This is a genomic window from Maribacter sp. 4U21 (genome assembly GCF_002742365.1).
Lineage (GTDB): Bacteria > Bacteroidota > Bacteroidia > Flavobacteriales > Flavobacteriaceae > Maribacter.
In genome coordinates, this window is the sequence record NZ_MDGN01000034.1 from 136170 (window position 1) to 162455 (window position 26286).

General features: G+C 38.3%; 26 protein-coding genes. 9 read left to right on the plus strand and 17 right to left on the minus strand.

Going from position 1 to position 26286, the window contains the following annotated elements:
• The first annotated feature begins 6 nt into the window (after window positions 1–6).
• A complete protein-coding gene (locus tag BFP77_RS06570) occupies window positions 7–861 on the plus strand; it encodes a glycosyltransferase (protein WP_099573237.1) in 855 nt (284 codons plus the stop codon).
• A 54-nt stretch (window positions 862–915) separates the two neighbouring features.
• On the opposite strand, the gene BFP77_RS06575 is transcribed toward BFP77_RS06570, so the two are convergent.
• The 7 genes from BFP77_RS06575 to BFP77_RS06605 form a co-directional block, all read right to left on the minus strand.
• Window positions 916–1425 (minus strand): OmpH family outer membrane protein, encoded by a 510-nt coding sequence (locus BFP77_RS06575; RefSeq protein ID WP_099573238.1) that lies wholly within the window; start codon window positions 1423–1425, stop codon window positions 916–918.
• Window positions 1426–1474: 49 nt separating this feature from the next.
• Window positions 1475–2317 (minus strand): OmpH family outer membrane protein, encoded by an 843-nt coding sequence (locus BFP77_RS06580; protein ID WP_099573239.1) that lies wholly within the window; start codon window positions 2315–2317, stop codon window positions 1475–1477.
• A 104-nt stretch (window positions 2318–2421) separates the two neighbouring features.
• Window positions 2422–5037 (minus strand): BamA/OMP85 family outer membrane protein, encoded by a 2616-nt coding sequence (locus tag BFP77_RS06585; RefSeq protein ID WP_099573240.1) that lies wholly within the window; start codon window positions 5035–5037, stop codon window positions 2422–2424.
• Between the two features lie 4 nt (window positions 5038–5041).
• Complete coding sequence (locus tag BFP77_RS06590) at window positions 5042–5782, minus strand: isoprenyl transferase (RefSeq protein WP_099573241.1); 741 nt, start codon at window positions 5780–5782, stop codon at window positions 5042–5044.
• Between the two features lie 8 nt (window positions 5783–5790).
• Complete coding sequence (locus BFP77_RS06595) at window positions 5791–6477, minus strand: DUF6089 family protein (protein WP_099573242.1); 687 nt, start codon at window positions 6475–6477, stop codon at window positions 5791–5793.
• 115 nt (window positions 6478–6592) lie between these two features.
• Window positions 6593–7474 carry an NAD kinase gene (locus tag BFP77_RS06600; protein ID WP_099573243.1) on the minus strand — a complete coding sequence of 294 codons (882 nt, stop codon included), beginning with the start codon at window positions 7472–7474 and terminating at the stop codon, window positions 6593–6595.
• A gap of 1 nt (window position 7475) precedes the next feature.
• Entirely contained in the window at window positions 7476–8132 is a 657-nt protein-coding gene (locus BFP77_RS06605; RefSeq protein WP_099573244.1) for a CBS domain-containing protein, read from the minus strand.
• 92 nt (window positions 8133–8224) lie between these two features.
• Here BFP77_RS06605 and BFP77_RS06610 point away from each other — a divergent pair, with 92 nt between their 5' ends.
• From BFP77_RS06610 to clpX, 6 genes are all read left to right on the plus strand, one after another.
• Entirely contained in the window at window positions 8225–8938 is a 714-nt protein-coding gene (locus tag BFP77_RS06610) for a pyridoxine 5'-phosphate synthase (protein WP_099573245.1), read from the plus strand.
• On the plus strand, window positions 8935–9708 hold the full coding sequence (locus BFP77_RS06615; RefSeq protein ID WP_099573246.1) for an alpha/beta fold hydrolase: 774 nt from the start codon (window positions 8935–8937) through the stop codon (window positions 9706–9708). Before BFP77_RS06610 ends, BFP77_RS06615 begins: the two co-directional genes overlap by 4 nt.
• 140 nt (window positions 9709–9848) lie before the next feature.
• On the plus strand, window positions 9849–10193 hold the full coding sequence (locus tag BFP77_RS06620; protein WP_099573247.1) for a phage holin family protein: 345 nt from the start codon (window positions 9849–9851) through the stop codon (window positions 10191–10193).
• Between the two features lie 105 nt (window positions 10194–10298).
• Window positions 10299–11621 (plus strand): trigger factor, encoded by a 1323-nt coding sequence (gene tig, locus BFP77_RS06625; RefSeq protein ID WP_099573248.1) that lies wholly within the window; start codon window positions 10299–10301, stop codon window positions 11619–11621.
• Window positions 11622–11709: 88 nt separating this feature from the next.
• Window positions 11710–12390: an ATP-dependent Clp endopeptidase proteolytic subunit ClpP gene (gene clpP, locus BFP77_RS06630; protein WP_099573249.1), complete on the plus strand. Its 681-nt coding sequence runs from the start codon at window positions 11710–11712 to the stop codon at window positions 12388–12390.
• 84 nt (window positions 12391–12474) lie between these two features.
• A complete protein-coding gene (clpX, locus tag BFP77_RS06635; RefSeq protein ID WP_099573250.1) occupies window positions 12475–13710 on the plus strand; it encodes an ATP-dependent Clp protease ATP-binding subunit ClpX in 1236 nt (411 codons plus the stop codon).
• A 1-nt stretch (window position 13711) separates the two neighbouring features.
• On the opposite strand, the gene BFP77_RS06640 is transcribed toward clpX, so the two are convergent.
• From BFP77_RS06640 to BFP77_RS06665, 6 genes are all read right to left on the minus strand, one after another.
• Window positions 13712–14269 (minus strand): hypothetical protein, encoded by a 558-nt coding sequence (locus BFP77_RS06640; protein WP_099573251.1) that lies wholly within the window; start codon window positions 14267–14269, stop codon window positions 13712–13714.
• A gap of 466 nt (window positions 14270–14735) precedes the next feature.
• The gene (locus tag BFP77_RS16945) at window positions 14736–14894 is read right to left on the minus strand and encodes a hypothetical protein (protein WP_180272321.1); all 159 of its coding nucleotides are present in this window, start codon (window positions 14892–14894) and stop codon (window positions 14736–14738) included.
• A gap of 237 nt (window positions 14895–15131) precedes the next feature.
• Window positions 15132–15458, minus strand: coding sequence for a hypothetical protein (locus tag BFP77_RS06650; RefSeq protein ID WP_099573253.1), 327 nt, complete (start codon window positions 15456–15458; stop codon window positions 15132–15134).
• 94 nt (window positions 15459–15552) lie between these two features.
• Window positions 15553–16380: a helix-turn-helix domain-containing protein gene (locus BFP77_RS06655; RefSeq protein ID WP_143751861.1), complete on the minus strand. Its 828-nt coding sequence runs from the start codon at window positions 16378–16380 to the stop codon at window positions 15553–15555.
• A complete protein-coding gene (locus BFP77_RS06660) occupies window positions 16334–16666 on the minus strand; it encodes a hypothetical protein (protein ID WP_099573255.1) in 333 nt (110 codons plus the stop codon). The genes BFP77_RS06655 and BFP77_RS06660 overlap by 47 nt, the downstream gene beginning before the upstream one ends.
• Window positions 16667–16688: 22 nt before the next feature.
• Window positions 16689–18209, minus strand: coding sequence for a GH3 auxin-responsive promoter family protein (locus BFP77_RS06665; RefSeq protein ID WP_099573256.1), 1521 nt, complete (start codon window positions 18207–18209; stop codon window positions 16689–16691).
• A gap of 77 nt (window positions 18210–18286) precedes the next feature.
• On the opposite strand from BFP77_RS06665, the gene BFP77_RS06670 reads away from it, so the two are divergent.
• Window positions 18287–19081 (plus strand): DUF2797 domain-containing protein, encoded by a 795-nt coding sequence (locus tag BFP77_RS06670; protein ID WP_099573257.1) that lies wholly within the window; start codon window positions 18287–18289, stop codon window positions 19079–19081.
• Here the strand turns inward: BFP77_RS06670 and BFP77_RS06675 are convergent.
• The 3 genes from BFP77_RS06675 to sppA are packed head-to-tail and all read right to left on the minus strand — an operon-like array spanning window position 19074 to window position 24316.
• A complete protein-coding gene (locus BFP77_RS06675; protein ID WP_099573258.1) occupies window positions 19074–21797 on the minus strand; it encodes an AsmA family protein in 2724 nt (907 codons plus the stop codon). The genes BFP77_RS06670 and BFP77_RS06675 overlap by 8 nt on opposite strands.
• Before the next feature lie 44 nt (window positions 21798–21841).
• A complete protein-coding gene (locus BFP77_RS06680) occupies window positions 21842–22552 on the minus strand; it encodes a queuosine precursor transporter (RefSeq protein WP_099573278.1) in 711 nt (236 codons plus the stop codon).
• A gap of 3 nt (window positions 22553–22555) precedes the next feature.
• Window positions 22556–24316 carry a signal peptide peptidase SppA gene (gene sppA, locus BFP77_RS06685; protein ID WP_099573259.1) on the minus strand — a complete coding sequence of 587 codons (1761 nt, stop codon included), beginning with the start codon at window positions 24314–24316 and terminating at the stop codon, window positions 22556–22558.
• A gap of 71 nt (window positions 24317–24387) precedes the next feature.
• Between sppA and folK the strand changes: the two genes are divergently transcribed.
• Window positions 24388–25533, plus strand: a complete 1146-nt coding sequence (folK, locus tag BFP77_RS06690; RefSeq protein ID WP_099573260.1) for a 2-amino-4-hydroxy-6-hydroxymethyldihydropteridine diphosphokinase — start codon at window positions 24388–24390, stop codon at window positions 25531–25533.
• A gap of 113 nt (window positions 25534–25646) precedes the next feature.
• On the opposite strand, the gene BFP77_RS06695 is transcribed toward folK, so the two are convergent.
• The gene (locus tag BFP77_RS06695; RefSeq protein ID WP_099573261.1) at window positions 25647–26177 is read right to left on the minus strand and encodes an RNA methyltransferase; all 531 of its coding nucleotides are present in this window, start codon (window positions 26175–26177) and stop codon (window positions 25647–25649) included.
• Window positions 26178–26286 lie beyond the last annotated feature (109 nt).

Below are 26286 nucleotides of genomic sequence, written 5' to 3' on the forward strand. Positions count from 1 at the left end.
AAAAAAATGAACTACTATGTTATTATGCCTGCGCACAATGAGGAAGCTTTTTTAAGGCGTACCCTAGACTCCTTACTTCGCCAGACTTTACAACCGAAGAAGGTGATTATTGTTAATGACGACTCTACGGATACTACGGAGCGGATAATTGATGAGTTCATAAATAAAACGACTACCCTTCTTAAGATAAATACCCATTCTTCTGAAGAACACCTACCCGGTAGTAAGGTCATTAAGGCGTTTAATAAAGGGCTTCGAGAACTAAATGATGATTTTGATTTTATCGTTAAGCTAGACGCCGACCTTATTCTTCCTGATAATTATTTTGAACGAATTGCCTATATTTTTAAGGGCAGGCCGGATGTAGGCATCGCAGGAGGGTTTATTTATGAAAAAGACAGTAATGGAGCTTGGATATTGAACCATACCATGGACAAGGACCATGTTCGGGGAGCTTTTAAGGCATATTCCAAAAGCTGTTTTAAAGCCATAGGCGGACTTAAAACAGAAATGGGATGGGATACGGTAGACGAGTTGTTAGCGCAGTATCACGGGTATTTCATTACCACCGACGAGACTTTAAAGGTAAAACACCTAAGACCTACTGGAAAAGCCTATAATCCAAAAGCAAGATATCTTCAAGGCAGGGCCATGTATACGATGCGTTATGGCTTTCTCATAACGCTGATAGCCTCATTAAAAATGGCGATAAAACAGCGAAAGAGTGCCATTTTTTTTGACAACGTGTACGGATATTTTGAAGCCAAAAAAGAAAAAATTTCCTTTATGGTATCTCTAAATGAAGGAAGATTTATAAAGAAACTACGTTGGAAAAAAATTAAAAGTAAATTGCTTCCATAAAAAAACCATCCTATTAAAGGATGGTTTTTTATTCGTTTGAAATGATATTTCTTACTAGAATCCTAATGCAGTCTTTACATCCGCCAAAAGGTCTTTACCTTTCGCTACGATCAATCCTCCACCAGCTTGCGCATCTATTACATAGTCGTAACCTTGAGCGGCCGCAACTTTTTCGATAGCTGCTTTTGCTTTTTCGGAAATTGGAGCAAAGAGCTCAGCTTGTTTCTTTTGAAATTCTTGTTGCGCTGCTTGTTGCGCTTCTCCGATACTTTTCTCGTAACCTTGAAGTTCTACAGCTCTCTTATCGTTCTCTTCCTTTGACTTTGATGGTGCCTCGTTCTGGTACTGCGTAAACTTGTTACGTAGCTCCGTCATTGAAGCCTGAATATCTGCGTTGTACGTTTCTTGTAGTTTTTTAAGTTCTGCCTCAGCAGCTTTCATCTCTGGCATCGCTGCCAATAATTGTGTTACATCAATATGTGCAACTTTACTCTGTGCATTTACAAAACTGCTCGCCGCCACAAACAACATTAAGGCTACAGCTATTTTCTTTACTTGTTTCATGAGTTAAAATTTAATTTTTATTTGAGTGTTAATTAATGGTTCTTTAAATCTATTGTTCGGAACTATTTTCTTTTTCTTCCGAGTCCTTCTTGCGCTCCTCTTGCTTTTCTTTTTTCTTCGCTTCTCTTTCTTCTAACAACTTCTTTCTTCGTTCTTCATACGCCTTCTTTCTTTCCTCCCGTAACTTTAATTGCTCTGCTCTTTTCTCTTCGGCTGTTTTGGCCCTTGCTTCACTAGCCTCTTTAGCTTTATCCTTTCGTTCTGTGACCGCATCGCTTTCAACTGCTTCTAACTCTTCATCGTCGCCTTCAAAATCATCTAATCGGCTTCTTTTATTTCCTTTATTTGCCGGCTTACTTATTTTTCTAGTCCTAGCGATTTGGCGCAATACCAATTCACTTATATCATGTCTTTTTTCGGAGTACAACATTACGACATCCGCTGATTTATCAAAAATAAAATCATATTTTTTATTGGTACCTATTTTCTGCACTTCATTGAACACCTGATCTTGTATAGGCTGTATCAATCTCCGTTTCTGAAGGACCAAATCGCCCTGTGGTCCAAATCTGTTCTGTTGATATTCTAACATCTCTTTCTCAAGAATTTGAATATCTTCCTCACGTTCTGAAATAAGTTCCGCCGTCAATAATACTTTTTCGGCCATTAGATCTTTCTTCATTTGCTCAACTACACTTCGCTTCTGCTCGATTTCCACTTTCCATTTCTGCACTTTGGTATCCAATTGCTCACTTGCCTCCCTATACTCTTCTACATTTTCCAAAATATATTCCATGTCCACGTAAGCCATCCGAACCCCTCTCTGGGCAAAGGAATTTACACTTAAGCATACTACACTAAGAAATAAAAGAACTTTTGTTTTTGACTTCATTTTTGATATCGTTTAATCCAATAGAAAATATCGTGCCAAAATTACTAAAACTTTTAAAATGAAAGGATTAGCATATGGTACAATCGTAAAATTTCAAATTTAAATTAAAACTGTTGACCAATTATGAAGTGCGTTTGCCATCCGCTTGGACCTTGGCCAGCAGATTGAGGTCTAAGGTCTTCATCAAACCCGTATCCAAAATCTATTCCCAATAATCCAAATGCTGGCATAAATATGCGAACCCCCACACCGGCCGACCGTTTTAATTGAAACGGATTAAATTGCTGAAAATTGCTAAAAGAGTTACCACCTTCTAAAAATGCTAGTCCATAAATAGATGCAGAAGGCTTTAATGTCAACGGATACCTAAGTTCTAAAGAGAATTTATTGTACACTATACCACCTTCTTGCTGTCCGGAAATTGGGTCTACCGGTGTTAACGATTGATTGTCATATCCCCTTAGCTGCACAACATCACGCCCATCCAAAGTAAAGTTCCCAAGACCATCACCACCGACGAAGAAACGCTCAAAAGGCACATCTCCAATATCACTGTTATAATTACCTAAGAATCCAAACTCTGCATTAGTACGTAAGACCAGTTTATCAACCAAGGTCGTGTACCAATCCCCTTTGAACTTTATTTTGTAATATTCCAATAATCTAAAGCGTTCTTGGTCGGCATTTTCCAACTCAGTGATTTCAGGAGATGTTTGTATACCCTGAGCCCTTTGCTGGTTCACGATAGGTTGCAACTCTGTACTCCTGTCCGTCAGCGAACCGAAATCCTTATTGCTAAACAACGAATATGGCGGAGTAAACTTTGCTGTAATCTCAAAGTTAGAACCTCCTCTTGGAAAAATACGCCCTCCTAAGGTGGCATTCCTAGAAATACCTAAAGTATAGGCAAGAGCGTTAGCCTTACCATTACCAAAATTAAATAGACCTATATTATAGTTCCTGAAATCGTATAATTGATAACTCAAGGAATGAGAAATGGTGAAAAAATCATCCGGCCATTGTACTCGCTTTGCCAGCCCTGCCGTTACACCCGTAATAGAAAACTGCTGATCCTTATTAACATTGATTCCATTTCTACCACCAAAGGTGGCCGCAAATTGTTGTGTACGTGATAAGCTTAGGTTAAAACGTACCGGTTTTTTACCTCCAAGCCAAGGTTCCGAGAAATTAAGACTATAGACCCTAAAGGTTCTACTTGCCTGTAAACGCAAGGCAAAGGTTTGTCCATCCCCCATGGGCACCGGTTTATAAGCTTCTCCCTTAAATAAATTCTGTATGGAAAAATTGCTAAAAGAAAGGCCAAGGGTACCTATAAAACCACCTCCACCATAACCACCTTGCAATTCTATCTGGCTAGAGCCGGATTCTACCAAATTCCAAGATAAGTCGACCGTACCTTCGTTAGGATTAGCATTCAAGACATCTGGTGTTATCTGTTCCGCGTCAAAGAAGCCTAACTGCCCTAATTCTCTTATACTACGAATAATATCCGATTTATTATATTTTTGACCTGGTCTAGTTCTTAGCTCACGGAAAATAACATGGTCATTGGTCTTGTCATTTCCATTTACTGTAACATGGTCTAGAAAGGTCTCCTTACCCTCTATGATTCTAATTTCAAAATTAATGGTATCGTTTGCCGCTGATACCTCAACCGGATTAATCGTAGAAAACAAATATCCATTATTTTGATATAGACTGGTTACGTCATTTGGATCAGGTTTAGAATTATCTGCAATACGCTCTCTTAAAAGAACACCGTTATAAGTGGCCCCTTTTTTAATGCCCAGTACTTGCGAGAGTTGGCGATCGGTATACACCGTGTTACCTACAAAATCGATATCACCGAAATAGTACTTATTACCCTCTTCCACCTTAATGTTCAGCTGGATGTTATTATCATCAACCTTTACCAAAGTGTCGGATATGACGCGCGCATCCCTAAATCCGTTTTCCGCATACTTATCTACAAGCAAGCCCAAGTCTTCCTCGTAATCTTTCTTGATAAACTTTGATTTCTTCCAGAACCGACCTAAGCGTTTTTTCTTGGTGTTTTTTAAAGCTTTACGAAGTTTTTTATCTGACAACTCTTCATTACCCTCGAAGACGATATCCTTTATTTTAACCTTGTCCCCCTTTTTGATATTCACCACCATGCTTCTGGCATTGGTCTCGGAAGTATCTTTTTTTGTGGCAATAGTGACCTTGGTATTAAGATAACCCTGTTTTTTGTACTTGTTAGTGAGGTAATTTTTGGTGTTAGAAATAAGACTTTCCGTAATCTTTTTTCCTTTTTTAAGATCGGTATCCTTAACTAGCTCTTCTACCTTCCTATTTTTGACTCCGTAAAAAGTAACGTCCGTTAGGGTGGGTCTTTCAACAATATGCAGTTCTAAAAAAATATCGTTCCCCTTGATGTCCGTAATGTAAACGTCTATACCGCTAAACAGTTCTAGACCCCATAACTTGTTGATTACACCGCTGATTTGTTCCCCTGGAATGGTTATGGGCTGCCCCACACGAAGCCCTGTGTAGGTCTTTACCGTCTGTTCGTTATAACTTACCAGACCGGTGACCTCTAGCCCTCCTAAAATATATTTTTTACCATCTTCATAAGACAGGTCTTGTGAGAAGGTATTAATTGAAATAAAAATAAGAAGAGTGGTAAATAAGTGGTTCAAGGATATGAACCTAGTCATATCTTTAAATGAGTTGTTCGCTAGTTTTTCCAAATCGTCGTTCTCTGTTCTGGTAATTCTTTATAGCCTTCACCAAATGGTGCTCACTAAAATCGGGCCAAAATACGTCAATAAAATATAATTCTGCGTATGCTATCTGCCATAATAAAAAATTGCTGATCCGATGTTCTCCACTAGTACGGATAAGCAAGTCTACGTCTGGCAAATTGTGCGTGTAAAGATGGTTATTTATAATGGTTTCATCAATATTTTCAGCTGAAATTATATTATTTTTAACTTTGACCGCAATTGCCTTCACAGCGGATCGCAGCTCTTCTCGAGAGCCATAACTTAAGGCCAATGTCAGGGTCATCCCTGTATTATCCTTTGTTTTATCCATCACCTCCAACAACTCTTTATAGGCTTTTTCCGGCAGTGCTGAAATGTTCCCGATAGTATTGAGACGAACGTGGTTATTGTTAAAAGTTTTAAGTTCTTTTTTAAGTGAAGATACCAAGAGCCGCATTAAAGTCTGTATTTCTATCTTGGGTCTGTTCCAGTTCTCCGTAGAAAACGTGTACAAAGTAAGGTACTCAATTCCTATCTTCACACAATTTTCAACGGTAGACCTAACGGTTTTTACGCCGTGCTCATGACCAAAAACGCGATGTTTACCTTGTTGCTTGGCCCATCTGCCATTACCGTCCATTATTATGGCTAGATGTTTTGGTAAATTGTGATTGACTAATCCTTCTATTTTATCCATTTACTTTGCTACTCAAAACAATCGGTACAAAGCTTTCTCCCAAAAGTATAGGTTAAGGTAACCCCCGAGAACACATACCAATCATCACTAAAAATATTCCCAAAACGGAACTGTTCAAAATTGGAGCCTTCAGGATTACTGGCATCTAAATTATCCGTAAACGTATATCGGGCACCAATTTCTGCCCCAAAAATAAGAAACTGATTGATACGATACTTAAAACCGGCCGTAATTGGTATCGCAAACGAACCATCTCTCTGCGAAGTTTCCTGTAACACCGTACCATTAAAATATTCAAAATCATACCTAAAATAAGTTACCCCTGTATAAAGATACGGTGTAAATGCCGGGCCCAATTTATGCAGGTTGTACTCCACAAAGTTAAATTCTAGGCCTAAAGAACCTTCGAGTATGGAGTTATCCACCACATAACCTCTTTGTTGTCTTGCAGAAGAGCTAGATTTGGTATCGTCCGCAGTGAACTTGCCGTACATAACACTACCCCTCCACGCATACCTCTTGCTTTTATTCCACTTAAAGATACCTCCGAACGCAATATCCGATGGCAAAATATAATTGGTGCGCCCTACATCACTAATTGTGTTAGCGCCACCGGTAAAGAGCCCCACCTCATAAGTTTGACCCTTCAAACTCAGGGAGCTAAAAAAAAGCACTAATAAACCAATTCGCCACATACGTTACTATTTTCAATAAATAGGTCCATCTTCATCGTTTACAAAGGTGTGCAACCCTATTTATGTTCTCACAAGATAAACAGCTTTTGAAGGTATTTATTGTTTCATTTCAGGTTCAATTTCTTTTGTCCTCACCCCACAAAAGCTTATTTCTGAGGGTTTTTAGAAAGCTCTCTGAAGTATATTCAATCATCTTAATTGAAAAAGAGGCCTTCTTAATGGTAATTTCTTGACCATTTTCAAGGGACGCTATTCTAGAATCTAAAGAAACCAGATGGTTCTCTTCCCTACCCGAGACTTTAAGCCGAATACTCGTCTCGTCTGAAATTACCAATGGCCTCGCATTAAGATTGTGAGGCGCAATAGGAGTTAACACCAATGACTTGGCCGTGGGTACGATTACTGGGCCTCCGCAGCTCAAAGAATACCCTGTTGACCCTGTCGGCGTGGCAATAATAAGGCCGTCTGCCCAATAAGAGGTAAGGTATTCGTCATTTAAATAGGTTTCTACCGTAATCATGGAAGTGGTATCCTTTCTACTTACCGTAATCTCGTTGAGTGCAAAATTAAGGTCACCAAATTCTGCATCTAGATGCTTCGTATTCAATTGAACAAGGCTTCTTTCTACTATGGTATAGGCCCCAGCAACAAATTCACGAACCACTTTCCTTACATCTTCTTTTTTAAAGGTGGACAAAAACCCCAACCGACCTGTGTTTACTCCCACAATGGGAATTCCCATGTCCTTTACAAAAGTGGTCGCTCTTAGAATGGTACCATCTCCGCCAAAACTTACGAACATATCAAAGGAACCATCAAGGCCAGCAGATTCGCTAAATGTTGGGAAATTCAGGGTATTCCCCTTTAATAGGTAGTGATTGTAAAATTCTTTTTCTATAACGACTTCCGCACTTTCTTTTTGCAGTTCGTCTAAAAGTTCCAGTAAAAAATCAATGACTTGCTCATGATATGTTTGACCGTAAATGGCAACTTTCATGCTAAACGTTTAAAAATTTATCTAAATAATCTGAACGCTGTTTCAAATCTTCCAAAAATTGGTCGTCACTATTACCGAAGATAATATTGTAGTTGTAGCGCCTAAAAGTTTGCACCACGTCATTAAAATTAGTGGTACTTATCTTAATAGTTATTTGAACGACATCATTCTGTATATCGGTTATTAAACCACCAATAAACTTGGCATTATTACTTTCAACAATCTGAGCTATTTCACTAAATGAATAGTCTTTCATTCCTTTGGCCACGACCAGGATATTCCCTGGGTCGGTAAAAAAAGGAGTGTCGATAAAAACGGAAACGATATCCGTTAAATCGTAATATCCTATTATCTCTTCGTTCTCGTCTAAAATTGGCAGCAAGTTTGCTTCATTTCTTGCAAAGGCTTCTAGTACGTCTAGCCAATTGGTATTCTTCCTAACAAAGAAGGTCTCCAAATCGTATCGGTACGATTCGATTTTTGCAGCCGCATCGATAATCTCTACATCATTTTCCGAAAATACACCCAAGAATCGATTTTTCTCCGTAATGGCGATATGCGAATACGTATTCTCCTTGAAAAAATCCAAAACTTTTCCAAAGGAATCTCCAATCTTGAATTCAGGTATATTTTTTATTATGTGGCTTTGAATCTGCATGAGTTAAATTATAACGCAAAATAGTAATTATTAATATCAAAAGGTAAGCCTAATTCGTATTTTTGGAACGTTTTTGAAACTAAAATGACCCAATGACAAAGCTCAGTGTAAACGTAAATAAAATTGCAACTCTCCGTAATGCCCGTGGCGGCAATGTACCGGACCTTCTAAAAGTTGCAGCGGATATAGAACGATTTGGCGCTCAAGGAATTACTATTCATCCACGCCCGGACGAACGTCATATTCGTTATCAAGATGCTAGAGACCTTAAAAATATAGTCACCACGGAGTACAATGTTGAAGGCAATCCTAATCCAAAGTTTATTGATCTGGTCTTGGAAGTAAAACCAACACAGGTAACCTTAGTGCCGGATGCCGTAGACGCAATAACGTCAAACGCCGGGTGGGATACCGTTAAGAACGAAAGCTTTTTAAAAGATGTTATCGGTACCTTTAAAAAAGCAGGAATTAGAACCTCTATCTTCGTAGACCCGGATAGCGCAATGGTAACAGGTGCTCAAAATGTTGGGGCGGACCGCATTGAACTCTACACCGAGAGCTATGCCTCACAATTCACCTCGGATAAAGAGAAAGCCATACAACCTTTTGTGGAAGCGGCGCTAACCGCTAACGAAATCGGTATCGGTATAAATGCCGGTCATGACCTTAGTCTAGAAAACATCCTATACTTTAAAACACACATTCCTAATCTTTTAGAGGTTTCCATAGGGCATGCTCTTATTTGTGAAGCAATTTACTTGGGCTTGGACAATGTGGTAAATATGTATCTGAACAAATTGAAATGAGAGAAATACTACATTCAAAAATATTAGGTTCCGGAAAACCATTATGCGTACTTCATGGCTTTCTGGGAATGTCCGATAACTGGAAGACGTTGGGAATGGCTTATGCGGACAGTGGTATGGAAGTGCATCTCATAGACCAACGCAATCATGGCAAGAGCTTTCATTCCGAAGATTTTAATTATGATTTTTTAGCCAAAGACCTGAACAATTATCTAGAGTCCAAAAATATAGAGCGTACGCTATTGATAGGGCATTCTATGGGCGGAAAAACGGCAATGCAATTTGCCTGTGATTATCCTGGTAAAACGGAAAAGCTATTGGTTGCGGATATTGCCCCAAAATTTTATCCTCCCCACCATCATGAAATTATAGATGGCCTTAATAAAATTGATTTATCCGTACTCACTTCGCGAAAGGAAGCAGATGATGAACTTCAGAAACACATATCTAATTTTGGAATACGGCAATTTCTCTTAAAAAACTTGTTGTGGAACAGTGAAAAAAAACTGTCCTTCAGGTTTAACCTGCCCGTTCTAAGCCATAAGATGGAAGAAATTGGGGAGAACATCAATAGCACGGATAGCTACGCAGGGCCTACCTTATTTCTAAAAGGAAGTAAATCCGAATATGTTACCGATAGTGACCTATTGCAAATAAAAACGCATTTTCCTTTGGCTCAAATGGAAACGATAGCCAATGCCGGACACTGGCTACATGCAGAAAACCCAAAGGAATTCTTGTCCAAATCGCTACATTTCTTGTCATCCTAATAGGCTTTTGCTTAAATGCTAACTTGGCTTTGTAGATGTCAAAGGACAAAGACAAACAAAAATTGATTACATTTAAAAGTAATTCTGCTGTACCTACTATAGCTCATTACATCTAAAACAACCCGTAAACACAAAAACCAATGAAACTTATTTTACGAATTTTATTAAGTGCTTTAGCAGTAATCCTTTTGGCAAATATACTACCCAATGTATCGGTAGACTCCTATGTTACCGCTATAATTGTTGCGATAATACTGAGTTTGTTGAATTTCTTGGTAAAGCCCATTTTAATTATTCTTACGCTACCGGTAACGATAGTCACGTTCGGACTTTTTCTGTTGATCATCAATGCCATTATCATTCTTTTGGCCGATGCCCTAGTAGCAGGTTTTAGTGTGGGGAATATTTGGTGGGCCCTCCTTTTCAGCCTTCTGCTCTCCTTTCTACAATCCATATTGTATTCGCTCCTCAAGGAGGACAAGTAAAGATGGACTTAGCTTTTGAAATTCAACCCCTTAAAAACTTGGCGAACAGGCTAAATTATAGTAATTTTGCATCCCATTTTATATAAGGACATAAGAAAATAAGGAATGAATATTACAAAAGAACAGATAGACGATTTAAACGCTGTTGTTAAAGTTGCTATTACAAAGGAAGACTATCAAGATAAAGTAGATACCATCCTTAAAGACTATAAAAAACAGGCTAATGTTCCTGGCTTTAGAAAAGGACAGGTTCCTATGGGCCTAATTAAAAAGCAGTATGGTAAAGCTGTTTTAGTTGACGAAGTGAACAAATTGCTTCAAGACAATTTGAACAAATACCTTACAGAAGAAAAGCTAGATGTTCTTGGTAATCCGTTACCAAAACAACAAGACAGCTTTGACTGGGACCAAGAAGAACTTGACTTTGAATTTGAACTAGGTTTAGCACCGAATTTTGAAGTTCCCCTAAAGACTAAAAAAGCCATAACGCACTACAAAATAGTCGCTGACAAGAAAATGGTGACGGAGCAAGTAGAACGCATTCAGAAACAATACGGAAAATTGGTAAGCAAGGAGGTCGTCGGTAAAACCGATGAAGTATCGGGCAAGTTCTTTAATGAAGCAGAAGAAATAGACAACCAAACGCTTTTAGAGTTAGATAAACTAAAAAGTAAAAAAGCCATAGAAAGTCTGGTCGGCAAAAAAGTCGGAGATACGGTCACCTTAAAGACCAAAGGTTTGGTCAAGGAGGAATATTTACTGGGAAGTATCCTAGGTATTTCTAAAGAAAAAGCAGAAAAATTGAATATCGAAGTTTCTTTTACTATTACGGAGATAAACGAAAGGGAGCCAGCAGAATTAAATCAAGAACTTTTTGACAAGCTCTTTGGAAAGGATGCCGTAAAATCTGAGAAAGAGCTTAGAGAACGTATCATTGAAGATTCCGAAAAACAATTTGAGCAGCAAGCGGATCAAAAATTGCTTAACGATGTAACCGAGTATTTTATTGAAAATACAAAGTTTGATCTACCGGCAGGATTTTTGACCAAATGGATACAGGTGACCGGTGAAAAGGAGTTATCCGAAGAGGAGGCTGCGGAAGAATACCAAAAATCTGAAAAAGGACTGCGTTATCAACTCATTGAAGGTAAGGTCATCAACGACAACAACCTTCAAGTGCAGTTTGACGAACTCAAGGAGTTTGCGAAAGGATTTATAAAATCCCAAATGGCACAGTTTGGCCAACTTGATCCCCAAGAAGAAGAACTGGACAATATAGCAGCCAGGGTTTTAGGCAACCAGGACGAGGTAAAACGTTTATCTGAACAATTGATGAGCCAAAAACTTCTTAGTCTTTATAAAGAAAAGGCGAACCTAAAGACTAAGGAAGTTACCTATGAAAACTTCATCAAAGAAGTTAATGGATAGTATCCAAACAATAAATTAAGTATCTTTACGGTGCCGGGAAAACACTTTTTCGGCACCTTTTTTTACCACTAAAATCGATTAACTATTTATGGACTACGGAAAAGAATTTAAGAATTACGCCATAAAACATCAAGGTATCAGCAGTACGTACTATGACAACATCATGAGTGCCATGTACCCGACCAACATGACGCCGAACATCATTGAAGAAAGACAAATGAACGTTATAGCCATGGATGTATACTCTAGGCTTATGATGGACCGTATTATATTTCTCGGCACCGGAATCAATGATCAGGTAGCTAATATTGTACAGGCCCAGTTATTGTTCTTGGCCAGTGTTGATGCCTCAAAAGATATTCAGATATATATCAATTCCCCAGGAGGAAGTGTTTATGCAGGTTTGGGCATTTACGATACCATGCAATTTATTAATCCTGATGTTGCCACCATATGTACCGGTATGGCAGCCTCTATGGGTGCTGTTCTTCTGTGCGCTGGAGAAAAAGGAAAGCGAAGTGGTTTGGAACATTCAAGAGTTATGATCCACCAGCCTATGGGTGGAGCTCAAGGCCAGGCTAGCGATATAGAAATAACGGCCAAGGAAATACTTAAGCTCAAAGATGAACTATATCAAATTATAGCAAAACACTCCGGGCAAAAAGTTGAAAAAGTACACGACGATAGTGATAGAGACTACTGGATGAAGGCCGATGCAGCTTTGGAATACGGTATGATCGATGAAATTTTGGTTAGGGAAAAGAAATAATTTCGACCAACTACCAAAATTAAGTTAGTTTTTTGAACCAAAATCAAAATACCCTCGTTATAGATTAGGTTATTGTACTAGAATATGGCAAAAGAAAATTTAGAATGTTCGTTTTGTGGGAGAAAAAAACCGGAAACCAATCTTTTGATTGCCGGTTTGGATGCACACATTTGTGATAGATGTATAGAACAAGCGCATGGCATTGTTGCTGAAGAATCTAGGCAAACCAAGACCAATGACCTCTCTTCGGAGTTGGTCCTAAAGAAACCACAGGAAATAAAATCTTTTTTAGACACCTTTATCATTGGGCAGGAACGTACCAAAAAGGTAATGTCCGTAGCTGTATACAATCATTATAAGCGACTTTTACAACCGTCTTCCAAAGAAGATGACGTAGAGATCCAGAAGAGTAATATTATCATGGTGGGTCAAACAGGTACTGGTAAAACCCTTATGGCCAAGACCGTTGCAAGAATGCTTAATGTACCTTTAGCCATAGTTGATGCAACAGTTTTAACCGAGGCAGGTTATGTAGGCGAGGATGTAGAAAGTATTTTAACCCGCTTATTGCAAGCAGCAGACTATAATCTGGAAAAAGCTGAACGTGGTATCGTTTTCATTGATGAAATCGATAAGATTGCTAGAAAGAGTGATAATCCATCCATTACAAGAGATGTATCAGGAGAAGGCGTGCAACAGGGGCTTTTAAAGTTGCTAGAGGGCACCGTGGTCAATGTACCGCCAAAGGGAGGTCGTAAACATCCTGATCAAAAATTCATAGAAGTTAATACCGAAAATATTCTCTTTATTGCAGGTGGGGCTTTTGATGGTATTGAACGCTCTATTGCAAAACGTTTGAACATGCAAGCCGTGGGTTACAATGCCTCTAAGGTAGATGAGCAACTGGATAATTCCAACATGCTTCAATACATTATACCAAAGGATTTAAAAGAGTTTGGCCTAATACCTGAAATTATAGGGAGACTACCCGTTTTGACCCATATGAACCCCTTGGATGAAAAGACGCTTAGAGCAATTCTCACCGAGCCAAAAAATGCTATCATAAAACAATATGAAAAGCTTTTTGCCATGGATAACATTACGTTTACCATAACAGAGCAAGCGCTAGAATATATAGTAGCAAAAGCCATTGAGTATAAACTTGGGGCAAGAGGATTACGGTCACTTTGTGAAGCAATTTTCACCGATGCCATGTTTGAAATGCCAACAAGCGGAGAAACAGAATTTAAGGTGACCAAACCTTATGCGGAGCAAAAGCTTTCTTACGAGACGGTGAAAAAATTAAAGGCAGTTTCTTAAGCTACACCGCCTTCTTCTCCTTAGGTGCAATTTGAGTTACTTGCTGTAGTAAATCCAAACAGACTTTGCGAATCACTTTTTCGTCGGAATAAAGGGTATGCCCAAAATTCGGCATCAATTCCATCTCGATCCCTAACATATTTGCCCAAGATTCTTTTGGTGCGTAGGAATCGTTAGCCCCATACAATAAATTAAATGGCACGCAAGGCTTATCATTATCCAATCGTATGCGTGTTGCGGATACACTATAAAGAGATTTTACGGGTAGCCCCATTTTGGCAGCGTTCCACACAATAGTACCTCCAGTACTAAAGGCCAAATAATAGCTTGGCGTTTTTTCTCTTTTTAATAAATGCGCAATCGCAGTATCGATACCGCCTTCTGCAAAGGAATTATGCACATTTTCTTCACTCTGGACAGTCAAGTCCAGATTTGCCAATTGTTGACTGTCATAAAAAGTAATATCAAAATATTGTTGCAAATAGCCTAAATAGGAAGTTATCCAGATGCCTTTTTTCGCCCCCCACATATCAGAAACAATTACTAATCTTTCAGCCATAATAGTAGTATAATTAAATATTAGTTTGGGAATTATTGCACTAAATTCTCTCTTTAACGTCTAAAATCGTCATTTAATTGTTCATGTGAGGAAATTCCTCGATGTAGGTCCGTTTATCGGTTAAACCAATCATTTATTGGGCTAAAATGCATTCCTGTTTTAAAGAAAGTAAGCACTTCTTACTTTTATCAAGATTTTTGCACCTATTAAAACCGTTCAAATTCATACGTTTAAAAAGGTTTAAATTGTAAAACAGATTTGTAAAATAATCTGGATTAATATCCTAGCGAAACACTCCAATTGGAGAATGTATAAAGAGCTACAGCTGTAACAACAGCCGTAATTCCATCGGGCAATGCTATGGTTTTTCCTAAAGAAAATTTTCTCTTGCGAATTTCCTGTATATCCGTTCTTAGAACAACATGTTTTGTACCTGCTTTCCTTTGCAGAACAGTTAAACTATCATTTAAGAATATAATTTTCCTTTCTCTATTTGTTCATCCGTCTTTATTATTTTAAAAATATCTTCTTGGTTGAATTCTCCTTTGTCCAGGTCTATATTCCTATAGGTAAAGCAGCTACTAAGAAGCAAACAAAGAGATGCGGAGATGACTATTTTCTTCATATTCTATATTTTAATGTTCATTATTGTTGATAGGCTAAAATTTTCTGCCGAGGGATATTCCTCCCCAGATCGTTGGTTCTGAATCCTTTTGAATATTTTCACCACTTACGTCGATTATAGGTGTAAAATTAATTTTCCAAATCCATCTTTTCTGATATCCAAATTGTCTTCGGAATCCAATCACAGCATGATGAACAAAGATTGATAGGGAAATCAGTTGCCAGGGTGACCCTAGGCCTACCTCCATATAATTACTATTTCTAATATCAAACAGGTACTGTAAGCTGACCGGCATTGTAAATGAAATCCTTGGTGCGGTAATATTGACCCGCGGATAGAGCATCCAGCTATTGACCCAGAATCTGATTCATTGGGCTTGAACTCAAATACACTTGTGCCAATACCAGTACGTACACCAAGACCAGTGGTTCTATCGTTGAACTGTCTCTCGTAACTAAGGGACGTGATGCCACCCTGCCCTCCTAATTCTAAGAAAACAGTATTCTTTTGGGCCATTAGACTTTGGGTAATGGCCCAAAAGAAAATAATTAGTAATACTCTCATGGGTCTAGTTTTTTGTCTGAACAAAACTAGAACATCGCTAAGTCCGGCTTGTCCGAAATTCTATAAACAAGAAAAATTCGGACAATTCTGATATTTAAGAAACAGGCATTGTTCTATAGGTAGTTGGAGTTAAACCCGTAAACTTTTTAAATGAAGTATAAAAGGTAGATTTAGAGTTAAAACCGCATTCAAGACCAATGGCAACCATCGTATACGCGTCAAAATCCGGGTAAGCCAATAACCTTTTAGCCTCAATAACCCTATAGTTATTGATATAGTCTGAAAAATTATGCCCTGCATAGGTATTCATTAATTTAGATAGGTTACTTGTACTTTTACCCAACTCCGTAGCCAAGGATTCCAAACTTAAATAAGGATTTAAAAATTTTTGATTGGACAAAACATAGTCATCAACCTCTGCAAAGGCAACCGCACCCCTACTTTCCTTATCCCTCGGCCCTAAACCGTTAAGCCTACTCTTTTTTCGAATTTCCTTTCTCAATAATACCCTATCCTTTAAAATCGTGCACCTAAAAAAAGCCTGGTAGCCCACCCAGTATATCAAAATTGAGGAACCTAATCTAAGCGGATAATAACTATATGGTTTTGCAACCCATCCGGTAACATTAAATACTATGAATAATATCCAAAGTGCGAAGACACCTCCGCCAAGATAAAAAAACCACTTTAACCATTTTAAATCATCAAAAGCTAAAATAGGAGTGTCAATTGGTTTAAACTGAAATACAATATTGATAGATTTATAAAAAAGAAATAATGAAAAGGCCAATGTAATGACATCCTCTATAGTATTATAGATGCTCAAATAATGTGCTGGCCAGGCCGCACTTACCACCATGATGTTCGCGACCGTTCTAGTCAACAATTCCAGAAAGAACAGTCCGATAGATAGTCGTACCAAAGAACCGATCTTTTTCTATTTCTAGATAATGCAGTAAGAACGCATAGAACATAGGCACAATAAGAACGTACCATGGCAAAGTGAAATTCTGCCATGGTATCCCCTCCAATAATAGACCTTTGTCAATTAGCCAAGATTGTAAATTATTTAAGGAAAGAAAAAGAACGAATAAATTGAGGTAGAGAATGGGTTTTTCAATTTTCTTTCGGGAGGCGAAGGTGGCCACATTGAACACAAAGCCCTGCACGGCCCCTGCAATCATTAAAAAATTGAAAATAGCAGTCATAAACAGCTAGTTTTGTATTACTCTAAAGCTCCATGTTCATTTGAAGTAACTCATCTATATAGTCCCTTTTATTTGACAACCTAGGAATTTTATGCTGGCCGCCAAGTTTATCGTTAATCTTTAACCAATCGTAAAAAAGATTTTCTCTTGCCACATGCACTTTAGGCATGCTCAAGGTGGTATTGTTGTACCGTTTAGCCTCATAATCCGAATTCAAGGACTTAAGGGCATTGTCCAAAAACTCTGTGAAATAATCCAAGTCTTTTGGGGCTTTTCTAAATTCTATAATCCACTCGTGACTCCCTTTTTCCCTTCCCTTCATAAAAATAGGACCGGCTGTATAGTCCTTAATTTCCGCCCCCGCTTTTTTACATACACTTTTAAGGGCTTCTTCGGCATTTTCTATGATAAGCTCTTCCCCGAAGACGTTAATATGATGTTTAGTCCGGCCCGTAACTCGAATACGGTATGGGTTTTTGGAGGTAAACCTTATCGTATCACCGATTTTATAGCGCCATAAGCCAGAATTCGTAGTAATTACTATAGCGTAATTAACGCCAACCTTAACATCCCAAAGAGGTATTTCTACTTGTTCCGAGGTATTGTAGGTATCCATGGGAATGAATTCGTAGAAAATACCATAATCCAACATCAACAATAAGTCATCTGCATTGTTCCTATCCTGAATCGCAAAAAAACCTTCAGACGCATTGTAAATCTCATAGTACTTAAACTGCTTTCGCGGAAGTAATACCTTGTATTGTTCTTTATACGGACTAAAGCTGACACCACCATGAAAGTATACTTCCAGATTTTCCCAGACCTGGAATAGGTTATCCTTCCCCGTTTCCTCTAACATACTGTTGAGCAATACAAGCATCCAAGAAGGCACACCTGCCAAACTGGTTACGTTTTCAGTAACACTTTCTTTGATAATGGCCTTTAGTTTGCTTTCCCATTCGCTCATTAGCGAGACCTTACTACTTGGCGTACTACTGAATTCCGCCCAAAGCGGCATATTATCGATAAGGATAGCGGAGAGGTCTCCAAAAAATGAACCATTATCCTCGTACAACTCCTTACTACCGCCCAATCTTAAACTCTTTCCGGTGAACAACTGGGAGTTTTCATTGTTGTTTAAATATAAGCAAAGTAAGTCTTTGCCCGATTTATAGTGACAGTCCTCTAGGGCCTCAAGGCTTACGGGAATAAATTTACTTTTAGCATTAGTCGTGCCGCTGCTCTTTGCAAATAGTTTCACGGAAGTAGGCCAAAAAATATTCTGCTCACCCCTTCTTGTTCGTTCTATTATGGGTTCTATATCTTCATAAGAAACCAAGGGAACACGTTCTTTAAAGGTTTCATAGTTGGTAATACTGTTATACCCATAACTGCGCCCAATCTCCGTATCTTCCGCTATCTCTATAAGTTGCAACAATACTTCTTGCTGCACCTCTTCTGGATATTTCAAAAAAAGTTCTATTTGATGATACCGCTTTTTAAGCAACCAAGAAGCAATAGAATTGAATAGTGGAATCGGCATTTTTAGGTATCTTTACACGCCTAAAATAGGTTATATCCCTATCATTTTCAAATTCAACAGTCCTAAAGCTTATACCCATGCAGTACCAAGGTGTTTTAAGAAAAATGCAAACGGAAATTGGCACGCCAATTCAGTATTATCTCGTTTTTGAGTCCGATTTTCTTAATGTAAATCAGGTACTGGACAAGGAACTAAGAATTAATTTCATTAAACACCAATGTATAAATTGTGGTAATGACAGACCCATATTCAGACAAGGCTTCTGCAAATCCTGCTTTTTTGAAATACCATCTGCAGGAGATTGGATCATGCGCCCTGAATTGAGCACTGCACATTTAGATAAGGAAGACAGGGATTTGGACTACGAGAAGAAGGTACAGTTACAGCCCCATATCGTATATCTGGCGAATTCTAGCAATGTAAAGGTAGGTGTCACAAGGAAAACGCAAATTCCTACCAGATGGATAGATCAAGGTGCACATGAAGCCATTGAAATCGTAGAGGTTCCGAACCGTTATCTAGCAGGTATAACCGAGGTGGCCTTAAAAGAACACGTTGGCGATAAGACCAACTGGCGTAAGATGCTAACGAATACGGTGGTTGATGAGAACCTGATAGAATGGCGCAACAGATTAAGACAATTTATACCGGAAGAAGTGGCAGCTTATTTTATAGAAAGCAATTACGAGACCAACCTGGAATTTCCAGTTCTGGAATATCCAGAAAAAGTTAAGAGCCTTAATTTGGATAAAACTCCTAATTTTTCGGGTGTTTTAAAAGGAATAAAAGGTCAATATCTCATCTTTGATGATAATACCGTATTTAACGTTAGGGGCAATGAAGGTTATTATGTTGGGATAACCATTAATTAACCGAATCCTTTTTTGCTTCCGTTTTTTTCTTTTTACCGAACAGGCCTCCTAGGATATCTTTGGCTGCATCCTTAACCGCATCTTCTTTCTTCGTTGGGACGGTATCAGTTTTTGTTTTTGCAGAATCTATTTTTTTATCTCCTCCTAGGATAGTACCTAGAACATCTTTAGCGCTGCCCTTAACCGGGTCTTGTTTCGCGGTAGAATCCTTATCGGAACTATTTCCAGATAAAATACCCCCTATTAAATCCTTCGCTTTATCTTTTCCTTTATTTACTAATTTCTGCTTTTCAATTTCTATTAATTGATTGGTAAGGTTCTTGACACCAGAAGTAAAATCCGTACTGACTTGCGGACTATTATAAACCCCTCCAATATTTGTCGTTACGGGAATGGTTAAACCCTCTAAGGAAGCATCGTCAATTCTAGCTATCAAATTATTGATGTCCTTGCCAAGATATTTTGCTGGCACTTCTAGGGTAGCCTTATAGTTCATCTTGCGGTCAAAGGTATGGTTGCCATCCACGTTTATCGCAATATCCTTATAATTTACTGTAAAGGGTTTTACAGAAACAATACCGTCCTTAAAAGATAGCTTTGTTTTTAATTCTTTCAAGTTTAGCTGCTCAATATCCAAAAAATCTAGCTTGCTACCTAATGCCGTCAAAATTGGTGCCTTCTCCGCATTAATTTCCCGAGTAAGCACATTGGCCAAGATATTACCACTTAAGGATAATAAGTCTGGTACCAAATCGTCCGTAAGATTGCCTGACAATGCAATATCCGAGCTAAAATTTCCTTTCAACACCTCAGCTACCGGTGCCAATACCTTGAACAATTCCAAGGCTTGAAAGGTTTCCCCTATCTTAAGCTGATCCATTCCTAAATTCATGGAAAAGGTTGGTACATCGTTCTTAGTTGAAACCTCACCATTAAAAGCGACTTTCCCATCGAACAAGGAGGACGTCATATTGCTCAAAACAGCTTTTTCATCTCTAATCCTCAAGTTTCCATTTACGTCTTTCAGAGTAATGTTATCATAGATTACCGTGTTCGCCGTGGCATCAAAGCTTACATCCAAGAAGGAAGGTATCTTAATTTTTTTAGCAGTTGAGGTGGTGATATTTTCATTCGATTGTTCTTCTTCCGCCATAAAATCATCAAGACTGAACACATTGGATTTTAAATTAAAATTCCCTTCAACATTTTCATTGTTAAAGAGATATCCCAAGAAGTTGTCAATGGTACCGGACACATTAAAGTCTGTCTTACCGTAAGCACCTATAAGTTTGGTAAGACTTACCGTATTGGGGTTAAATGTAATGGCCGTGGATTTTAAAAGTATGGCATTGGGCATCTCCTCAGTTTTATATTCAAAATCGGTCAAGCTCATATTTCCTTGAGTCTCGGTATTTCCGTACTGTTTTTTATCTATGGTGGCCATGTCAAAAGCAGTGGTGACATCAGCATTCAATAGCCCCTTTAAACTAAGTCCCTCTGGCATCGGGTAGGCTTTTTCTAGATTGGCCAAATTCATCTTACCGTCCATATGTGCGTTTACTTGGGTATTACCCATAAGTTCGGCGATTTTAGCGCTAAGGTTAAACCTGTCCTTATCGATGTTAAAGGAGGCCTTATTGATATTCACAAAGGTATCTTCGGTAATTCCCGTGGCATTTTTTATAGCAACATCCAAGTTTATATTACTTACGGTTTTTGGCAGGTCAGGATACTTAAACGATGCATTCTCTGAATTGATGAGAATATTAAATTTGGGAATATGGGTTTCATCTACCGTGCCTGTAAAATCTCCGGTGACCGTAAAATTTCCTGTAGTCGTTACATTCGCAATGTTCTTGGAATATGCTTCCGGTATTACGGCCAAAAAATTTTTAAAGTCCGATGATGGTGTTTTAAAAATGATGGTAACATCCTGACTTTCGTCCTCGTTCAACTTAACAAAGCCGTCAAACACTAGTGGCAACTGATTTACCAAAGCTTCATTCTTTAAAAACGAGTATTTATTTTCTTTCAAATCGATACCGATCAAAGCATCCAATTGAATTTTGTTCTTGTTAAGATAATTGGTGCTATCCATTTCAAAAGAGACCAGAGCATCCGTATGGGTGTCCAATTCAGAGGTTGTTAATGACAAATCTCCCTTACCCTTGTGGTTCATCGCTACAATTTCTAGATGCAAGCCTGTAGAAAAATCGTCGTATAACACCTTGGAATCCCTAATCTCGTACGATTCCATATTAAAGGTAAAACCATCTGAAACACTATTATCTTGGTTAATTGGAGCGGCTGTGGCCTTCGCAATATCATAATTTGCATTCTCGGCTGTATCTATCCGCACATGTAACAACGCATTATCCAAGGCTAAACTTTGAATTGATATAGGATCATTACCACCTTTAAAAAGTTGAGTAATACCCATTTTCAAGGAGACTTTTTGCGATGAGAAAAGGGTGTCACCTTCAAAAGGAGCTTTATTGACTAGACTAACATTTGTTAAAGCGACCTCTGCATTAGGAAAACTACTGAAAAGACTAAGATCGGCATCGGCGAAGTCTAATGTGGCATTTACATTCTGATTTACGTTATTTTTAATGATATCCCCTATTTTCCCTTCTAAGAAAAATGGAATTGCAATCAAAAGTGCCACAAATAATAACACTATTACACCGAGAATTCTAAAAACCTTTTTTTTCATCTTAAACGTACGTTTTTCTTTAGAACTACTATTTACGCTTCATATTATACATCTAACTCTATTTCTTCACCAACGGATAGATTAAAGCGCTTTCTCATTAGATATACGAACAAATAAAGGAAAGGGGTGTCCAGAAATGCTATAATAATCTTAAAAATAAAACCACTGATAACAAGTCCTGTAAATTTATCCCACGGTATTTCTCCAAAAGCACACAACAAAAGTACTACGGTAAAAGTGTCTATGAATTGAGAAGAAAAAGTAGAAAAGTTATTTCGCAACCATAAATATTTTCCCTTAGTAAGGTTTTTCCAAAAATGATAAATCTGGATATCAACAAATTGAGCCAATAAATAAGCCATCATGGAGGCGAAGACAGCCACAATGGTATTCCCAAAAACCGAGGTGAACAAACCATCGTTTACAGGCGACCATGTAGTAGCTGGGACCGCATTGGCCGTATAAACGATCGCTAAAGAAAAAAACGATGCAAAAATACCCGCAACCACAATTTGGTTCGCTTTTTTTCTTCCAAAAATTTCAGAAATTAAATCGGTAATTAAAAAGGTTATCGGATAGGGTAATATGCCTACCGAAATCTCAAATAAAGGAGCTCCAAAAATTGTAACATCCCCGAAAGGATTCCAATAGAAAAACTTTTGAAATATAAGGTTGGATACGACTAGGGAAGTAATAAAAAGAGCCCCTAAGTACAAATATATGCTACGTGCAAGCACCTTATCCTTCTGCACCATCATCTACTTTATATTCAAGGTAAAAGGCATTCTTGCCTGTACGCCTTTCTGTTCTGTAATAGACCTTACGTTTTTTAATATCGTATAGAACTCCTCACCTATTTCCTCCCTGATCATATCCTCTTTAGTCTTGGCGCTGGCGCCTCCCAAGTCTTCCATGAACCGTTCAAAACCTGACTTATATTTAGGAAACTTTTTAATTCCGTAAGAAGATAATTCTACCATATTCGCAGCAGCCTCTATGGCATCCTCCAAAGTACCCAACTCATCTACCAAGCCCAGTCTTTTAGCATCGACACCACTCCACACCCTTCCTTGAGCCAAGCTATCTGCCTGTGCCATGGTAATATTACGTCCTTGTGCAACACGCTCTAGAAAAGTTTCATAAGTATCCTCAATACCTTCCTGTACCTGATTTCTAAATCTATCTGTCATAGGTTCAAAAAGAGAGTAATCCACAGCGTTTTTATTCGTCCCCACTTGTTCCGCATTAATACCTATGTCCCCGGCGAGCTCACTAACGTTCGGCACGGTGCCGAAAACCCCGATAGACCCTGTGATGGTAGTAGGTTCGGCAAAAATCTTATGGGCACCTGCGGCGATGTAATATCCGCCAGAAGCGGCCACATTACCCATGGATACGATAACAGGTTTTATGGCCTTTGTTAGTTCAACTTCTCTCCAAATAATATCCGAGGTCAAAGCACTACCACCAGGTGAATTTACCCTTAAAACAATTGCCTTGACCTTATCATCATTACGTGCCTTTATGAGTGCTTTGTTAATAATACCCTGACCTATGATATCCGGCCCACCTTCTCCATAGAAAATTTCGCCTTGAGCAAAGATGACGGCAATTTTATCCTTGCCCGATTTCAGTACTTTTTTGTTGGCATACTTTGTGTAATCGTCAAGATTTATATAATCAATTTCCGCACTTTTTTCAATTGCTAGCGCATTTGCCAGTTTACTTTCATATTCATCGTAAAAAACGACCTCGTCTAGCAGCCCTGACAGTTTTGCGTATTTAGGCGTTCTACCGCCCAAAGTATCGGCAATACTATTCAAGTCCTGCTCAGAAATATTCCTATTGTTTGAAATCTCGGCCACCATGGAATTCCAAAGGGATTGAATTAACTCCTTGATTTGTTCCCGATTGGCATCACTCATCTCATTTTCCAAATAGGGTTCTACCGCACTTTTATATTTCCCGTGCCGAATGACTTCCATTTTAATCCCCGTTTTATCCTGTAAATCCTTAAAAAAAAGCACTTCTGACGATAATCCTTTAAAATCGAGCACACCAACAGGATTAATGAATACGGAATCTGCAACGCTTGCCAGGTAATAGTCCTTCTGCGTATAAAAATCGCCGTAAGCATAGACAAACTTTCCTTTCTCCTTAAATTCCGTCAGTGCCTTACGTAAGGTTTGGGTCTGCGCCAGACCGGCAATGATAAAATTGTTGTTGATACTGATACCCTTGATACGTTCGTCATCTTTAGCCACCGTTATGGCATGCAAGATTTCGTCCAGTCCTTGGGATTCTTCAAATAATCCGGAAAAGGGGTTTATTTCACTAGTACCGGTGTAGTCCGCTATAGGTCGTTGCAATTGTATTTCTAAAATTGAGTTATTCTTTACAGTAACGGCGTCTTCATCACTACCCAAAAGGCCTACCAGTATAAAGAACATCATAAAAATAATGCCAATGGCAACTATACAACCTAAGATAGCGGCCAGAAAATTTCTTAAAAAATTCATGCAATTCCGATTATTATTACGTTTCAAAGATAACCAAAGTGAAATTGTTTTGTTTATTTTGCCCCTACATTATGGATAAAACACAAAGAGCACATATTTCTATTGGAAGTAATTTAGGCGAGAAAAAAATAAACCTTCAAAAGGCCATTTTTCTCATCTCCGATACCTTGGGAACAGTAGCAAAAATATCTCCCATATATCAATCACCGTCTTGGGGTTTTGAGTCCGACGATTTTCTCAATGCCTGTATAGAATTAAAAACTTCACTTGCCCCGAAAGATTTACTTAATGGGCTTATGCATATAGAAAAGTCTTTGGGCAGGAAACGAACTAACGTCCAGACCTATCAAAGTAGGATTATAGATTTAGATATTATTTATTACGGGAATACTATTATCAACGAGGAACATTTGACCGTTCCCCATCCTAGAATGGCAGAGCGTAGGTTTGTTCTTAAAACGTTAAGTGATATTGCCCCTCAATTCTATCACCCAGTTCTAAAAAAAGACAGTAGAAATCTATTGCAACAGTGCAGGGATAAAAGCGAATTGTCAAAGATAAGCGGTAAACTGCATACCAATAGGGCCGCTTTATTTACCAGTCTTCAATTTATTGCCATTGAAGGAAATATTGGCGCTGGAAAAACCAGCCTTGCCACTAAAATATCAAATGATTTTAACGCTAAGCTAATTTTGGAACGCTTTGCCGAGAATCCTTTCCTACCCAATTTTTACGAAGATAAGGCTCGTTATGCATTTCCACTGGAAATGTCTTTTTTGGCAGATAGATACCAACAATTTTCGGATGATACGAGTCAGTTCGACCTTTTCAAAAACTTTATGATCAGTGATTACGATATTTATAAATCATTGATTTTTGCCAAGGTAACTTTACAAAAAGAGGAGTACGAACTATATCGTAAGATTTTTAATTTCATGTATAAAGACGTTAAAAAGCCTAAAATTTATGTTTACCTGTATCAGAACACTACACGTCTTTTGGAGCAGATAAAAAAAAGGGGGCGCGACTATGAGCAAAGTATTGATGCCGTTTACCTTGATAATATCAATCAGGGCTATCTCAATTTTTTAAAGACCTATCCCAAAGAAAATCAACTGATTATAGATGTATCTCAACTTGATTTTGTGGGAGATAAAGAAGATTACGAAATGGTTTTAAGTACCATTCAAGATTTTGCCTTAACACAAAATTTTTAACACAATTTTTGCAATTTTCTTGCAGAAAAGAAATGTATTTAGTTTCTTGTGAGGCTCTTAGGAGAAACTAACTAACTCAAACTATACGAAAAACCCAACTTCGGTTGGGTTTTTTATTTGTTCATTTTTGACCAAAAATCCCAAATTACCGCACCTGCGCTTACAGAGATATTGAGTGAATGTTTAGTTCCAAATTGAGGTATTTCTATAACCTCATCAGCACTGTTAACTACCTCTTGTTGGACCCCTTTGACCTCATTACCAAAAACCAGAACGTAGGTTGTATCGTTCTGCGGAGAGAAACCGTTCAGCATTTGAGAACCTTCTGTCTGTTCTATAGCGCATATGAGCTTACCCTCAGTTTTTAATCTCATTATAAGTTCTAAGGTATTTTCGGCATATTCCCAAGCGACACTTTCCGTAGCCCCTAAAGCCGTTTTGTGAATATCCTTATGTGGCGGTGAAGCGGTAATTCCGCAGAGATAAATTTTTTGGACCAAAAACGCGTCTGCCGTCCTAAAAACGGAGCCAATATTATTTAAACTCCTGATATTGTCCAAAACAATGATTACGGGAAGTTTTTTGGCTTTTTTGAATTCGGTTACCGCTAACCTTCCAAGTTCCTCGTTTTTTAACTTTCTCATTAGAATACTTTTCAACTATCAACCTTAAATATCAACAAAAATTTAAATCGCATTGGGAATGCCATATATTCGTTATCATAGAACAAAAATAGGCAGATAAAGGCAGTGG